Source organism: Aquabacterium sp. G14, assembly GCF_037482285.1.
GTDB lineage: Bacteria > Pseudomonadota > Gammaproteobacteria > Burkholderiales > Burkholderiaceae_C > Aquabacterium.
In genome coordinates, this window is the sequence record NZ_JBBEYB010000003.1 from 77296 (window position 1) to 91465 (window position 14170).

Here is a 14170-nt window from a genome sequence, read left to right on the forward strand (position 1 = left end):
CCATGACCGCATTAGCCCGACACCCTTCAGGGGCAGGGTGGCTTGTCTACACTGAGCCACATGTCTGACACCCTTCTTCCTGATCTGGGCGCTGGCGCCGCGGCGCTGGCTTGGCCGCCGCAACCCGAGCGCTGGCTCAACCGCCTGGCGAGGCGCAGCCTGACCCTGCAAGAGCGTTTGCAGGTGCCCTTGGGCACGCCCTGGGAGGGAGACCCGATGCCCCAATTGCGCTGGGTCGCGGTCAATGACCATTTGGCACAGGCCTTGGGTTTGCCTGCGAATTGGCATGAGGCTTCTGACGTGAACGGCGCGAGTACCCTGCACGTGCTGAGTGGCAATGCCCTGTGGCCCGGCATGGCCCCGATGGCGACCGTGTACAGCGGCCATCAGTTCGGGCACTGGGCGGGGCAGTTGGGTGATGGCCGTGCGCTTTTGCTGGGTGAGGTGGACACCCTCTTGGGGCCGCAAGAGATTCAGCTCAAGGGTGCCGGGGCGACCCCGTACTCCCGCCGCGCCGATGGCCGTGCCGTGCTGCGCTCGTCCATCCGCGAATACCTGTGCAGCGAGGCCATGCACGGCCTGGGCATCCCGACCACCCGGGCGCTGGCGCTGAGTGCTTCGCCCCTGGCCGTGCGCCGTGAAACCTTCGAAACCGCTGCCGTGGTCACCCGTGTGGCGCCCAGCTTCCTGCGCTTCGGCCATTTCGAGCATTTCGCGCATCACCCCCATCCGCGCCACCACGAGGTGCTGGCCGATCTGGTCGACTTCGTCATCACCCACCATTACCCGGAGCTGCAAGACGCGCCCAACCGCGCTCTGGCGCTGCTGGAGGCCGTGCTGCAACGCACCGCCCGCCTCATGGCCGACTGGCAGAGCGTGGGCTTCTGCCACGGGGTGATGAACACCGACAACATGTCCATCCTGGGGCTGACGATCGATTACGGCCCCTTTGGCTTCCTGGATGCCTTCGACCCCGAGCACATCTGCAACCACTCCGACGATCACGGCCGTTACTCGTGGAGCAACCAGCCCCAGATCGGCTACTGGAACCTGCGCGCCCTGGCCCAGGCCTTGGTGCCGCTGATTCCGGAGGCGCAAGACGACCCGCAGGTGGTGGTCGAAGTGCTGCAAACCTACGAGACGCACTTTCCGCAGGCCATGAGCGAGCGCTGGTGCGCCAAGATCGGGTTGAGGCCCCTGTCCACCGAGCCGGATGCGGGCCGCACCGACGACACACGCCTGGCGCTGGATTGGCTGACCCTGCTGGCGCGGGGCCGCGTCGATTTCACGATCGCCTTCCGGCGCCTGGCTGGGTTCCGCTCGGACCTGTCGCCCGATGCCCCTGAGAATGCCCCCATCCGCGACCTGTTCCTGGATCGCGAAGCGTTCGACGCCTGGGCCCTGCGTTATGCCCAGCGCCTGCGCACCGAGCAGAGCGTGGATGCCGAGCGCGCTGCCCGCATGAACCGCGTCAACCCCTTGTACGTGCTGCGTAACCACATGGCAGAGACGGCCATCCGCCTGGCGCAGCGTGGGGACGACAGCGAGGTGCAGCGCCTGCACCGTCTGCTGCAGCGCCCCTTTGACGAACAAGCCGGCTGCGAGGCATATGCAGACTTCCCGCCCGACTGGGCGCAATCCATCGAGGTGTCCTGTTCATCATGAGTGACTACAAAGTTCAGAAATCCGACGCCGAGTGGCGCGAGCAACTCGCCCCCATGGACTACCAGGTGACCCGTCAGGCGGCCACAGAGCGCCCCTTCAGCGGTCGCTATTGGGATCACTTCGAGAAGGGCGACTACCGCTGCGTGTGCTGCGGCGTCAAGCTGTTCCAGTCGGAGACCAAGTTCGACGCCGGCTGCGGTTGGCCCAGCTATTGGCAGCCAGCCGATGACAGCCTGATCGAGCGCGTGCGTGACACCAGTCACGGCATGATCCGCGTGGAGGTGCGCTGCCAGAACTGCGGCGCCCACCTGGGCCATGTCTTTGAAGATGGCCCCTTGCCCACGGGGGAGCGCTACTGCATCAACTCCGCCGCGCTAGACTTCGAACCGCGCCAGCCCTGAGCGCGCCAACCTGCGGCCGCTGAACCCGTGCCCGACTCTCCATGAAGATCTTTTTTGACCTGCTGCCCATCATCCTGTTCTTTGCCAGCTACAAATGGGCCGGTAGCAACGCGGAACAGGCCATGCAGTGGCTGAACCATTACCTGGGTTTTGCGGTATCGGGCGGCAGCGTGGGCCTCACCGAGGCGCCTGTGCTGCTGGCCACCGTCGTGGTCGTGGCCGCCACCCTCTTGCAGATCGTGGTGCTGAAAGCCTTGCGCAAGCCCGTCGACAAGATGCTGTGGGCGGGCCTCGTGGTGGTGGTCGTCCTGGGCGGCTTGACCCTGTGGTTCCACGATGAAACTTTCATCAAATGGAAGCCCACCGTCATTTACTGGCTGATGGCCGCCGGTTTCCTGATCACCGAAATCGTGCTGGGCAAGAAGATGCTGCGTCAGATGATGGGTGGCCAGGTGCATGTCCCTGATCCCGTCTGGCGCAAGCTGGGCTGGGCCTGGGTGCTGTTCTTTGCCAGCATGGGTGTGCTCAACATCTGGGTGGCCTACACCTTCCCGACCGACACTTGGGTCAGCTTCAAGATGTGGGGCAGCCTGGGTCTGACCCTGGTTTTCACGCTGGCACAGGGTGTGTACCTGAGCCGTCACATGGCGCCAGAAGAAGGGGCTGCCGAGGCCTCCAATCAAGGCTGATCGACGTACAGGAGCCCGCACACCATGACCACCGGATCCGTTTCCGCTAGCCAGATGCAAGCCGTGCTGCAGCAGGCTCTGCAGCCAGAGTCCGTCATCGTCACCGACGACACGGCCGACCACATCGGTCATGCTGGACACAGCGGCGCCCCCACAGGCACGCATTTCACCATTCAGATACGGGGCCGCTGCTTTAACGGTTTGTCGCATGTGCAGCGTCATCGCCTTGTGTATGATGTTTTGCGCGATTTGATTCCGCAGGGCGTGCATGCCCTGGCCATCAAAGCCGAGCCCGTCTGAACTATCTACAGAAAGCTTTTCGCTCATCATGAAGATCTCTCGTATCGCCAAGGCTGCTGTGCTGGCCGCTACCGTCACGCTGGCCGCACCTTCGGTGTTCGCGCAAAACATCGCCATCGTCAACGGCAAGGCCGTGCCCAAGGCGCGCGCCGATGCCATGATCGAACAGATCCTGAAGAACCAGCAGCCTGGTCAGCCGCCGCAAGCACGCACGCCTGACCTGGAGCAAAAGGTCAAGGACGAGATCGTCATGCGCGAAATCTTCATCCAGGAAGCCGAGCGCCGCGGCCTGAACACCTCGCCCGACTACAAGGTGCAGATGGAGTTCGCCCGTCAGTCCATCCTGATCCGCGCGCTGTTCCAGGACTTCGAAGCCAAGAACCAGATGACCGAGGCCGAAGCCCGCGCCGAGTACGACAAGATCAAGGCCGCCAATGGCGCCAAGGAACTGCGCGCTCGCCACATCCTGGTCGAGAACGAAGCCGAAGCCAAGGATCTGCTGGCCAAGATCAAGGGCGGCGCCAAGTTCGAAGAGCTGGCCAAGAAGAACTCCAAGGACCCTGGCTCGGCCGAGAACGGTGGTGACCTGGATTGGGCCAACCCCAGCAACTACGTCCCCGAGTTCTCCCAAGCACTGCTGAAGCTGAAGAAGGGCGAAATCACCAGCGCACCGGTGAAGTCGCAGTTCGGCTGGCACATCATCAAGCTGGAAGACGAGCGTGCTGCTCAGTTCCCCGAGTTTGACGAAGTCAAGGCTCAGATCATCCAGCGCGGTACGCAAGCCAAGATGGCCAAGTTCCGCGACGACCTGAAGGCCAAGGCCAAGACCGACTACAAGTTCAGCAACTGAACTTGGTGAGGACGGCGGCGTTCACGTCGCCAGCCTTGCAAAGCACAAAGCGCCCAGAATGACTTTGGGCGCTTTGTTGTTTCTGGGGTGCAGCGGGGGCGTCAGTCGCGCTTGCGGAACACCAGGTCCCAGACGCCATGGCCCAGGCGCAGTCCACGGTTTTCGAACTTGGTGAGCGGCCGGTAGGCGGGCTTCTCGGCATAGCCTTCAGCCGTGTTCACCAGGCCGGGCTCGGCCGAGAGCACTTCCAGCATCTGCTGAGCGTAAGGTTCCCAGTCGGTGGCGCAGTGCAGGTAGCCGCCCGGGGCCAGACGCGAGGTCAGGTGGGCCACCAACGGCGCCTGGATCAGGCGGCGCTTGTTGTGGCGCTTCTTGTGCCACGGATCAGGGAAGAACACGTGCACGCCGGCCAGGGAGGCGGGCGGGATCATGTGTTCCAGCACCTCGACCGCGTCGTGGCGCAGGATGCGCAGGTTGCTCAGTCCCATGTCGCCGATGTGCTTGAGCAGCGCACCCACGCCGGGTTCATGCACTTCGCAGCCGATGAAATCGGTGTCGGGCAGCGTTTGCGCAATCTTCGCGGTGGCATCACCCATGCCGAAGCCGATCTCCAGCACGACCGGGGCGGTGCGGCCGAAGGTGGCGGTGTAGTCCAGCGGGGCCTTGGCGAAGGGCAGCACAAAGCGCGGGCCCAGTTCGGCCAGTGCGCGGGCCTGGCCCTCGGTGGTGCGCCCGGCGCGCATCACGAAGGTCTTGATGGTGCGGTGATGCGGTGCGCCGCCTTCGGCGTCGGTCGCAGACGATTCAGGATCTTGAGGGGCGAGGTCGGGTTGAGACATGCGAAACAGCTTCTGGCCGGGATGGATCAAGGGCGAGAGTGTGCCTCACTCTGAGGTGCGTCGCAAACATCCGACGGTCTGCTCCTGGGGTTGCGCAGCTTGCCGCTACAATGCGACCGAGCGCGGGTGTCGTTCAATGGTAGGACTCTTGCTTCCCAAGCAAATAACGTGGGTTCGATTCCCATCACCCGCTCCACATTCAAAAAGGCCGCTGGGTATTCACCTTGCGGCCTTTTTCTTTGATGCTTCAGCTTTCCTGGACGTAGGTGCCCGGCGCTGGCGCCAACTCTGGGAAAGCGGCGGTGGCGGAGGGCCGTGCGTTCACCAGCTTACCCGCCCGAGGCTTGAGCCATGCCATCCAGTCTTCCCACCATGAGCCTTCGTGCTGTTCGGCACGTTTCAACCAGGCCTCTGGCTTGTCGGACCGGTGAGCTTCCGCCGCGCGGTAGCTGCGCTTGGGCGGCTTCACGATCGGGTTGACGATGCCCAGGATGTGGCCCGAGGTGGACAGCACATAACGTTTCGGACCGGTGAAGTGGTTGTTGACGTGGAAGGTCTGTTTCCACGGCGCCACGTGGTCGTCCTCGGCGGACACTGCATACAAAGGCTGATTGATCCGGGCGAGGTCCAAAGGCTCGCCCGCCACGGTGAGTGCATCGGGCTGAATCAGGCGGTTCTTCAGGTAAAGCTCTTTCAGATACCAGCTGTGCATGGCTTGGGGCATGCGGGTGGCATCCATGTTCCAGTACAGCACGTCAAACGGTGGCGGCGGCTCGCCATTGAGCCACCCTTGTTCCACGTAGTGCCAGATCAGGCTGTTGGAGCGCAGCAGGCGGAAAGAGGCTGCCATGTCCTTGCCGTCCAGATAGCCGGTGCGCGCCATCTTGCGGGTCAGGTAGTTCACACTCGACTCGTCGATGAAGACGTTGATGTCGCCGGGCGCGTGGAAGTCGACCAAGGTGGTGAAGAGCGTGACGTCGGCCACCGGCACGTCCTCTGGGGCGAAGTGCTTGTTCGCCCAAGCCATGTACATGCTCAGACCTGTGCCGCCGATGCAATAGCCCACAGCATGGACCTTGTCGGCGCCACTCATGGCGCGCGCGGTTTCGATGGTGGCGTGAATGCCCTCCATCAGGTAGTCGTCAAAGCGGATGTCGCGCATGGACGCATCCGGGTTCTTCCAACTGGTGATGAACACGTCGAAGCCCTGGTCCAGCAGGAAGCGCACCATGCTCTTCTTGGGCGTCAGATCCAGTACGTAGAACTTGTTGATCCACGGCGTGACGATGACGATGGGCTGCGCATGCACTTTGGCCTGCGTGGGCGCGTAATGGATCACCTCGATGAGGTGGTTGCGCATCACCACCGAGCCCGGCGTGGTGGCCAGGTTCTCGCCCACCTTGAAATCGTCCGGGCTGGTCATGCGGATGTTGCCCGCCTTCATGTCCTCCAGGAAGATCTGGAATCCCTTGCGCAGGCTTTCGCCCTTGGTCTCGATGGCATGCTTCATCGCGACTGGGTTGGTCAGCAGGTAGTTCGACGGCGCCATGGCGTTGAGCCAGTTGCGCCACCAGAACGCCGCCTTGCGCCGCTCACGGGTGGACATGCCGGGTGTGTCGTGCAGCATGTCCTGCGTGTGGTGGGTGAAGGCGAGGTGCCACTCTTTGAGCAGGTCCCAACTCGGTGCTTCGGTCCAGATGGGGTCGGCAAAGCGGACGTCTTCGTCGTTGACCTTGATCGGATCCTCGCTGGGCAGCCCCAACATTCGGTTGAAGGTGTGCCATTGAAGACGCCACAAGTCGGTGGACAGCCGCAGCATGCGGTCCGTCAGTTCCTGAGGATGAGCCAGCCAGGCGAGTTGAGCGTGGGCAATCGGCGCGCTCATGCCCAGCGGGTCGACGGTGTCCTCAACCACGTGATGGAGTTGCTCCAGGGTGTCTGCCACCACCTCGCCAGGTGCTTTGAAAGCAGGCTGCAGGCCAACTTTGGGGCTGGCCGTTTCGGTGGCGGTTGGCTGGGTGGGTTTGGTGCGCGCTGCGCGGGTCGTCTTCGCCATGAGCACGGACTCCTGTCGGTTTCACGTCGGTCACACTGTCTGACCAACAGTATGACCGACGATCCGCGCCAGCAGCGTCAGCTGTTCAGGCCGCCCAGACAGAGGTACTTGATCTCCAGGTAGTCGTCCATACCCTGGCGGGCGCCCTCGCGACCCAGGCCGGATTGCTTGACCCCGCCAAACGGCGCCTCGCAGTGCGAAATCATCCCGGTGTTGACGCCCACCATGCCGTACTCGAGCGCTTCGCCCACGCGGAAGATGCGGCCGATGTCACGGCTGAAGAAGTAGCTGGCCAGGCCAAATTCGGTGGCGTTGGCGGCGGCAATCGCCTCGGCCTCGGTCTCGAACTTGAACACCGGTGCCACCGGCCCGAAGATTTCCTCCCGGGCCACGCGCATGTCCTGGCTCACATTCGCCAGCACGGTAGGTTGGTAGAAAGAGCCACCCGCGACCTGGGCCGGGGCACCGCCGGTCAATACCTTGGCGCCCTTGGCCACCGCGTCGGCCACCAGGGTCTCCACCTTGTTTAGGGCCTCGGCATCGATCAGCGGGCCTTGCACCACGCCTTGCTCGAAGCCATTGCCCACCTTGATCTCGGCCACGCGGGCAGCCAGTCGGGTCACAAACGCGTCGTAGATGCCAGCCTGCACATACATGCGGTTGGCACACACGCAGGTCTGACCCGAGTTGCGGTACTTGCTCGCCAGCGCGCCTTCGACCGCCACGTCCAGGTCGGCATCGTCAAACACGATGAGGGGCGCATTGCCACCCAATTCCAGCGACAGCTTCTTGACCGTCGGGGCGCACTGCTGCATCAGGATGCGACCCACCTCGGTGGAGCCGGTGAAGGACAGGTGTCGCACCGTGTCGCTGGCGCACAAGACCTTGCCCACTTCGATGGAACGCTGTGCGTCGGCCGTGATGACGTTGAGCACGCCAGGCGGCATCCCGGCACGCTGGGCCAACTCGGCCACGGCCAGGGCCGACAGGGGCGTGGCCTCGGCCGGCTTGATGACGACCGGGCAGCCGGCCGCCAGGGCGGGCGCCACCTTGCGGGTGATCATGGCAACCGGAAAGTTCCAGGGCGTGATCGCTGCGCACACGCCCACCGGCTGGCGCAGCACCAGCAGACGCTTGCTCGCATCCGGGCTGGGAATGGTCTCGCCATACACACGGCGGGCCTCTTCGGCAAACCATTCCACAAAGCTGGCGCCGTACAGCACCTCACCCTTGGCCTCGGCCAGTGGCTTGCCTTGCTCGGCCGTCATGATGCGTGCCAGGTCAGCAGCGTGCTGGTTCAGCAGGTGAAACCACTTCATCAGGATGTTGGCGCGGGCCTTGGCCGACATGGCCCGCCAGGCAGGCCAGGCTGCATCTGCAGCGGCAATGGCGGCTTCGGTCTGTTCGGCCCCCAGGTTGGGCACCTCGGCCAGCAGGGCGCCCGTGGCGGGATCGGTCACGGCAAAACGCTGCGGGCCGTCTAGCCATTGCCCGTTGACCAGGGCTTGCGTCTTGAGGAGGCTGGGGTCGTTGAGCTGGGTCAGCGGGGAGGTCATGGTGTTTTTCTCCGGAGAAGGGGTCTCAGCGCCGTCCATCATAGACTTGAGAAGAGGCGGGGCAGTGGCTCAGAAATCGCGACGCAGGCCCAGCAGCCAGGCATGTCCGCCGCTCGTCGCGGCTCGGAAACCCGACAGTCCGTCGCCGCGTGTCGTGATGGCGGCGGTTTCAGCCTCGCTGTAGAACTCGGCAAAGAACTTGAGTTGCGGGTTGTACTGGTGGTCAATCCCCAGGTGAACGATGTTCTCGCCATATCCCTCGACCCGGGCCAGCATGACCTTGATGGTGTTGTCACCCCGTTGGTGGGTTACCAGCAGATTCACGGCTTCGTTGCCATCGCGGCTGAAGCTGCCTGGGTTGTGGTTGCCCGTGTCAAAGCGCTCATACTTGGCGGCCATCTGCCAGGCACCTGCCCGGTGAGTGGCCGACAGGCCATAGAGGCGGTTGCGACCGTAGCCGGCGTCTCCCCGGTCGTCCAGCGCGTCTGCCAGACGGGTGGCACCGAGGTCGTAGCTCAGTGCCACTTGCACCCGTTCGTCATCAATGCGGGAGGTGGAGCGCCGATTGCCTTTGGCAGGCGCATAAGCCGCCGACGCGCTGAGCCCCCGAAAAGACGGGCTGGTGTAGGCGACGGTGTGCCTGACTCGGAAAACGGTGTACGTGGCAAAGCCGCTGTAGTAGCTGCTGAATGCGTCGACAGGTGCCGACACGGCGTTGTAGTAAGGCATCCACTGCTGCCCCCAATGGACGGCCCCCCAGTCGCCTTGCAGTCCGATGCGGGCAATGCGCAGGCGCTCCGGGTTGTCACGCCCGTTGTCTCCCTGGTCATAAGGGTCCTGCACAGACAAATTCGCCATGTCCAAAGGCAGCTCCAGTTGCCCGTTCAGCGTCAGAGCGGGAGACAGGGCATGCTGAACCGAGACACCCACACGTGAGTAGGCATCGCGCAGGCCGGTATAGCGGCTGGCCGCGCTGCGCTCGTCCGGGTGCACTGACTCCGCCTGCAGTCTCAGCGAGGCATACCAGTCGACCTGCGTGGTGTTTGGGCGGGCATCCAGAGCATGGGCCGCACCTGTCCACATGACAGATGTAACCAGGGCGATCACCCGGCAGGTGTGCAGTGAACCAATTGACATGGACATGTCACTCAACCTCCTCGTTCGTGATGGATGGGGCACAAACGCCGTGAGGCGGTTTGCGCCCCAGGGTGTGCAAGAGCGCTGTGGCTGTCTATTTCAGGCGTGGTCGCATGCTGTCCGCCAGCACGAACAGGAAGCTCTTGCCCCGAGCCATCAACAACTCGACGGTCATGTGTCGCTTGGTGGCCTCTCGGCAAGCTGGCGCAGGCGCCGATTCAAGGCCTTGTGGCGCACATCCTGTGCGTGCCAGTCATCGTGGATGGCGCGCCACAGGGCGTAGGTCATCAGGACGATGACCACCGCAAATGGCAGGGCGAACACGATCGTGGCGGTCTGCACGGCTTTGACGCCACCCGCCAACAACAGGATGGCGGCAATCCCGCCCACCAGCAGGCCCCACATCACCTTGATCTTGCTGCTGGGGTTGGGCTGGCCGCCGGTGCTCATCATGCCCAGCACCAGGGTGGCCGAGTCGCCCGAAGTCACGAAGAACAGCAGCACGAGGGCGGTGGCCACCAGCGACATCACCGTGCCGAAGGGCAGGGCTTCGAACATGACAAACAGTGCCGTCGAGATGTCGGTCTTGACGGCTTCGGCCAGCGGCACCTGTTGCCAGATCTCCATGTGCAAGGCAGCCCCTCCGAACACAGAGAACCAGGCGAAACCCGCCAGGGTGGGGGCAGCCACCGTGCCCAGGATGAACTCGCGGATGGTGCGGCCCCGGGACACACGAGCGATGAACAGGCCGACGAACGGCGACCATGCAATCCACCATGCCCAGTAGAAAATCGTCCAGCCGCCCACCCAGCCGCTGTCGCGGAACGGGGTCATGCGCAGGCTCATGCGCACGAACTCACTGGCGTAAGCGCCCAGCGTGTTGGTGAAGGTGTCGATGATGGCCACCGTGGGTCCCACCATGAACACAATCAGCATCAGGATCAGCGCCAGCATCAGGTTCATGTTGGACAGCCACTTGATGCCCTTGCTCACACCCGTGAGGGCCGAAGTCAGGAACAACGCCGTGGTCACGGCGATGATGGCCAACTGCGAGGCGATGCCCACCCGCAAGCCGAACACGGCGTGCAAACCACTGTTGATCTGCAAAGCGCCGATACCGAGTGAGGCGGCCACGCCAAAGGCGGTGGCGACGACGGCCAGCACGTTCACGACCACGGTCAGCTTGGGCGCCCAGGCAAAAGGCAGTGCCTCGGTCGCCGAGCTGATCAGGGCCGGCTTGCCGCGGCGGAATGAAAAGAAGGCAATGGCCAGCGCCACCACGCTGTACACCGCCCAGGGGTGCAGGCCCCAATGGAAGAAGCTGTAGCGCATGGCCGCATTGGCTGCCTCTGGGGTGTTGGCCGTGATGCCCGGAGGCGGGGCGCCGTAATGGGAAATGGGCTCGGCCACCCCCCAGAACACCAAACCGATGCCCATGCCTGCCGCAAACAACATGGCAAACCAGCTACCGACGGAGAACTCGGGTTCTTCGTCTTCATCACCCAGTTTGAGGTCGCCGTAGCGGCTGAAGGCCAGCAAAGCGGCCACGATCACCAGGCCAAGCACCACCCAGAGGTAAAGCCAGCCGAAATTGGTGGTGATGGTTGCCAGAGCCTGATCAAAGAATGCGCCAAGAGAGCTTGGTGCGAGGATGCCCCAGGACATGATGATCAGGATCAGTCCCGCAGACAGCAGCAATTGCATGGGATGCTCCTGTGAAAAAGTAAAACGCTTTTGCGCAGAGAGCGACCGAGTCTAGCCGCCAAGGAAAATCAAACTGCTGCGTAAAACCATGCCCTTAAGGCGGTTATCGTGTTTCATCACGCCTCAACAAGGAACAGCGAGTGTGGTCGTGAAATCTATAATGCAAAGTTTTGCCGCGTACGCAAGCGGCCCGACCGAGCATGCCCCGATTCGCCCGGAAAGGTCCTTGATTCGTCTCACCGTAGCGTCCTGAAAGTCGTCGAATGAAAGCCGCAGACATCCGCAAGACCTTCCTGGAGTACTTCCAGTCCAAGGGCCACACTATCGTGGCATCCAGCCCCGTCGTGCCGGGCGATGACCCGACCCTGCTGTTCACCAACGCCGGCATGAACCAGTTCAAGGACGTGTTCCTGGGCTTTGACAAGCGTCCGTACAGCCGCGCCACCACCTCGCAAAAGTGCATCCGCGCTGGCGGCAAGCACAACGACCTGGACAACGTCGGCTACACCGCCCGTCACCACACCTTCTTCGAGATGCTGGGCAACTTCTCGTTCGGTGATTACTTCAAGCACGACGCCATCAGCTACGCCTGGGAACTGCTGACCGAACAGTTCAAGCTGCCCAAGGAAAAGCTGTGGGTCACCGTCTATCACGAAGACGACGAGGCTTACGAGATCTGGAACAAGGTGGTGGGCGTGCCTGCCGAGCGCATCGTGCGCATCGGTGACAACAAGGGCGGCCGCTACATGTCCGATAACTTCTGGATGATGGGCGACACCGGCCCCTGTGGCCCCTGCACCGAGATCTTCTACGACCACGGCCCGGACATCGCTGGCGGCCCTCCCGGCAGCCCTGATGAAGACGGCGACCGCTACATCGAGATCTGGAACAACGTCTTCATGCAGTTCAACCGCACCGAAGACGGCGTGATGCATCCGCTGCCCAAGCCCTCGGTGGACACCGGCATGGGCCTGGAGCGCATTGCCACCGTGCTGCAAGGCAAGCACAGCAACTACGAAATCGACCTGTTCCAGGCGCTGCTGGCTGCGGCCAAGACCGCCGTGGACGCCGCCGGTGGCGAGAACTGCGATGCCGCCAGCCCCAGCCTGAAGGTGATTGCCGACCACATCCGCGCCTGCTCGTTCACGGTCGCCGACGGCGTGATCCCCAGCAACGAAGGCCGTGGCTACGTGCTGCGCCGCATCACCCGCCGCGCCATCCGCCACGGCTACAAGCTGGGCGCCCGCACCCCCTTCTTCCACAAGCTGGTGTCGGCCCTGGTCGAACAGATGGGCGAGGCCTACCCCGAGCTGCGCCAGAACGAAAAGCGCATTACCGAGGTGCTCAAGACCGAAGAAGAGCGCTTCTTCCAGACCATCGCCCACGGCATGGAAATCCTGGAAGGCGCCCTGGCAGCGGGCGAGAAGCAGATCGACGGCGAAACCGCCTTCAAGTTGCACGACACCTACGGCTTCCCGGTCGACCTGACCGCCGACGTGTGCCGTGAGCGCGACGTCACCGTGGACCAGGCCGGCTTTGACGCCGCCATGGCCCGCCAGCGCGAGCAGGCCCGCGCCGCCGGCAAGTTCAAAATGGCCGCTGGCCTGGAATATTCGGGCGTGCCCACCGGCTTCCACGGCTACGAGCACCTGACGGTGGACGCGGCCAACGTCACCGCCATCTATGTGGACGGCGCCCAGGTGCAGGAAGCCCAGGCCGGTGACGACGCCGTCATCGTGCTGGACCACACGCCGTTCTACGCCGAGTCCGGCGGCCAGTGTGGCGACAGCGGCGACCTGCGTAACGCCACCAGTCGCTTCATCGTCGAAGACACGCAAAAGATCCAGGCCGACGTGTTCGGTCACCACGGCCGCGTGGTCGAAGGCAGCATCAAGGTGGGCGACAAGCTCAACGCCAAGGTCGATGCCGACGTGCGCGCCAAGACCGTGCGCAACCACAGCGCCACCCACCTGATGCACAAGGCCTTGCGCGAAGTGCTGGGCGACCACGTGCAGCAAAAGGGTTCGCAGGTCACCGCCGACCGCACCCGCTTCGACTTCGCCCACAACGCGCCCATGACCGCCGAGCAAATCCGCGAAGTGGAAGAGCTGGTCAACGCCGAAATCCTGCTCAACGCCGAAGCCCAGGCTCAGGTGATGGCACTGGACGACGCGCAGAAGTCGGGCGCCATGATGCTGTTCGGTGAGAAGTACGGTGACACCGTGCGCGTCCTGAGCATCGGTTCCTCCAAGGAGCTGTGCGGCGGCACCCACGTGCAGCGCACCGGTGACATCGGCCTGTTCAAGATCGTGGCCGAAGGCGGTGTGGCCGCTGGCGTGCGCCGCGTGGAAGCCATCACCGGCGCCAACGCCTTGGCCTACACCCAGAACCTGGAAAGCACGCTGGAAGGCGTGGCCGCCTTGCTGAAGGCCACCCCGCACGAGGTGCCGGCCCGCGTGGCCGCGGCCCAAGAGCAGATCCGCGCGCTGGAAAAGGAAATCGCCGCCCTCAAGGGCAAGCTGGCGTCCAGCCAGGGCGACGAGCTGATGGCCAAGGCCGTCGATGTGAACGGCATCAAGGTGCTGGCCGCGACGCTGGAAGGTGCCGACGCCAAGACCCTGCGCGAGACCATGGACAAGCTCAAGGACAAGCTCAAGACCGCCGCCATCGTGCTGGCGGCGGTGGAGGGCGGCAAGGTCCAGATCGCGGCCGGCGTGACTGCCGACACCACTGGCAAGGTCAAGGCTGGCGAGTTGGTCAACTTCGTTGCCCAGCAAGTGGGTGGCAAGGGCGGTGGCAAGCCCGACATGGCCATGGCCGGTGGCACCGAGCCGGCCGCCTTGCCGGCCGCACTGGCCAGCGTCCAGGCCTGGGTGACCGAGCGCGTCTGACGTTTTCATCGTTCACCGACATGACCTTCAGGGCTCCTTCGGGAGCCCTTTTTCATGGCATCAGGGGTAAGCACCAACGTGA

The 14170-nt window shown here is 63.6% G+C and carries 11 protein-coding genes and 1 tRNA gene; 7 read left to right on the forward strand and 5 right to left on the reverse strand.

The window, feature by feature from the left end:
- Nucleotides 1-60: 60 nt before the first annotated feature.
- Genes WIT60_RS04790 through WIT60_RS04810 form a run of 5 tightly spaced genes read left to right on the forward strand, consistent with a single transcriptional unit; the run spans nt 61 to nt 3905 of the window.
- The gene (locus WIT60_RS04790) at nt 61-1665 is read left to right on the forward strand and encodes a protein adenylyltransferase SelO (RefSeq protein WP_339582811.1); all 1605 of its coding nucleotides are present in this window, start codon (nt 61-63) and stop codon (nt 1663-1665) included.
- On the forward strand, nt 1662-2066 hold the full coding sequence (gene msrB / locus WIT60_RS04795; protein ID WP_339582812.1) for a peptide-methionine (R)-S-oxide reductase MsrB: 405 nt from the start codon (nt 1662-1664) through the stop codon (nt 2064-2066). Before WIT60_RS04790 ends, msrB begins: the two co-directional genes overlap by 4 nt.
- A 41-nt stretch (nt 2067-2107) precedes the next feature.
- A complete protein-coding gene (locus tag WIT60_RS04800; protein ID WP_339582813.1) occupies nt 2108-2755 on the forward strand; it encodes a septation protein A in 648 nt (215 codons plus the stop codon).
- A gap of 24 nt (nt 2756-2779) precedes the next feature.
- The gene (locus WIT60_RS04805) at nt 2780-3055 is read left to right on the forward strand and encodes a BolA family protein (protein WP_339582814.1); all 276 of its coding nucleotides are present in this window, start codon (nt 2780-2782) and stop codon (nt 3053-3055) included.
- A gap of 28 nt (nt 3056-3083) precedes the next feature.
- Nucleotides 3084-3905 carry a peptidylprolyl isomerase gene (locus WIT60_RS04810; RefSeq protein ID WP_339582815.1) on the forward strand — a complete coding sequence of 274 codons (822 nt, stop codon included), beginning with the start codon at nt 3084-3086 and terminating at the stop codon, nt 3903-3905.
- 101 nt (nt 3906-4006) lie between these two features.
- On the opposite strand, the gene trmB is transcribed toward WIT60_RS04810, so the two are convergent.
- Nucleotides 4007-4744 carry a tRNA (guanosine(46)-N7)-methyltransferase TrmB gene (gene trmB, locus WIT60_RS04815; RefSeq protein ID WP_339582816.1) on the reverse strand — a complete coding sequence of 246 codons (738 nt, stop codon included), beginning with the start codon at nt 4742-4744 and terminating at the stop codon, nt 4007-4009.
- Between the two features lie 122 nt (nt 4745-4866).
- Between trmB and WIT60_RS04820 the strand changes: the two genes are divergently transcribed.
- Nucleotides 4867-4940: transfer RNA gene (locus WIT60_RS04820), tRNA-Gly, on the forward strand.
- Between the two features lie 51 nt (nt 4941-4991).
- Here the strand turns inward: WIT60_RS04820 and WIT60_RS04825 are convergent.
- The 4 genes from WIT60_RS04825 to WIT60_RS04840 form a co-directional block, all read right to left on the reverse strand.
- Nucleotides 4992-6800, reverse strand: coding sequence for a PHA/PHB synthase family protein (locus WIT60_RS04825; protein ID WP_339582817.1), 1809 nt, complete (start codon nt 6798-6800; stop codon nt 4992-4994).
- A 77-nt stretch (nt 6801-6877) separates the two neighbouring features.
- Nucleotides 6878-8356 (reverse strand): NAD-dependent succinate-semialdehyde dehydrogenase, encoded by a 1479-nt coding sequence (locus tag WIT60_RS04830; protein WP_339582818.1) that lies wholly within the window; start codon nt 8354-8356, stop codon nt 6878-6880.
- A 69-nt stretch (nt 8357-8425) separates the two neighbouring features.
- On the reverse strand, nt 8426-9499 hold the full coding sequence (locus tag WIT60_RS04835) for a porin (RefSeq protein WP_339582819.1): 1074 nt from the start codon (nt 9497-9499) through the stop codon (nt 8426-8428).
- 165 nt (nt 9500-9664) lie between these two features.
- Nucleotides 9665-11197, reverse strand: a complete 1533-nt coding sequence (locus WIT60_RS04840; RefSeq protein WP_339582820.1) for a BCCT family transporter — start codon at nt 11195-11197, stop codon at nt 9665-9667.
- 263 nt (nt 11198-11460) lie between these two features.
- Here WIT60_RS04840 and alaS point away from each other — a divergent pair, with 263 nt between their 5' ends.
- Nucleotides 11461-14088 (forward strand): alanine--tRNA ligase, encoded by a 2628-nt coding sequence (gene alaS / locus WIT60_RS04845; protein ID WP_339582821.1) that lies wholly within the window; start codon nt 11461-11463, stop codon nt 14086-14088.
- Nucleotides 14089-14170 lie beyond the last annotated feature (82 nt).

What these genes read in the sequence shown, in the direction of transcription:
- WIT60_RS04790 (WP_339582811.1), top strand. Translation starts at nt 61, where the DNA reads ATGTCTGACACCCTTCTTCCTGATCTGGGCGCTGGCGCCGCGGCGCTG.
- msrB (WP_339582812.1), top strand. Translation starts at nt 1,662, where the DNA reads ATGAGTGACTACAAAGTTCAGAAATCCGACGCCGAGTGGCGCGAGCAA.
- WIT60_RS04800 (WP_339582813.1), top strand. Translation starts at nt 2,108, where the DNA reads ATGAAGATCTTTTTTGACCTGCTGCCCATCATCCTGTTCTTTGCCAGC.
- WIT60_RS04805 (WP_339582814.1), top strand. Translation starts at nt 2,780, where the DNA reads ATGACCACCGGATCCGTTTCCGCTAGCCAGATGCAAGCCGTGCTGCAG.
- WIT60_RS04810 (WP_339582815.1), top strand. Translation starts at nt 3,084, where the DNA reads ATGAAGATCTCTCGTATCGCCAAGGCTGCTGTGCTGGCCGCTACCGTC.
- trmB (WP_339582816.1), bottom strand. Translation starts at nt 4,744, where the DNA reads ATGTCTCAACCCGACCTCGCCCCTCAAGATCCTGAATCGTCTGCGACC.
- WIT60_RS04825 (WP_339582817.1), bottom strand. Translation starts at nt 6,800, where the DNA reads ATGGCGAAGACGACCCGCGCAGCGCGCACCAAACCCACCCAGCCAACC.
- WIT60_RS04830 (WP_339582818.1), bottom strand. Translation starts at nt 8,356, where the DNA reads ATGACCTCCCCGCTGACCCAGCTCAACGACCCCAGCCTCCTCAAGACG.
- WIT60_RS04835 (WP_339582819.1), bottom strand. Translation starts at nt 9,499, where the DNA reads ATGTCCATGTCAATTGGTTCACTGCACACCTGCCGGGTGATCGCCCTG.
- WIT60_RS04840 (WP_339582820.1), bottom strand. Translation starts at nt 11,197, where the DNA reads ATGCAATTGCTGCTGTCTGCGGGACTGATCCTGATCATCATGTCCTGG.
- alaS (WP_339582821.1), top strand. Translation starts at nt 11,461, where the DNA reads ATGAAAGCCGCAGACATCCGCAAGACCTTCCTGGAGTACTTCCAGTCC.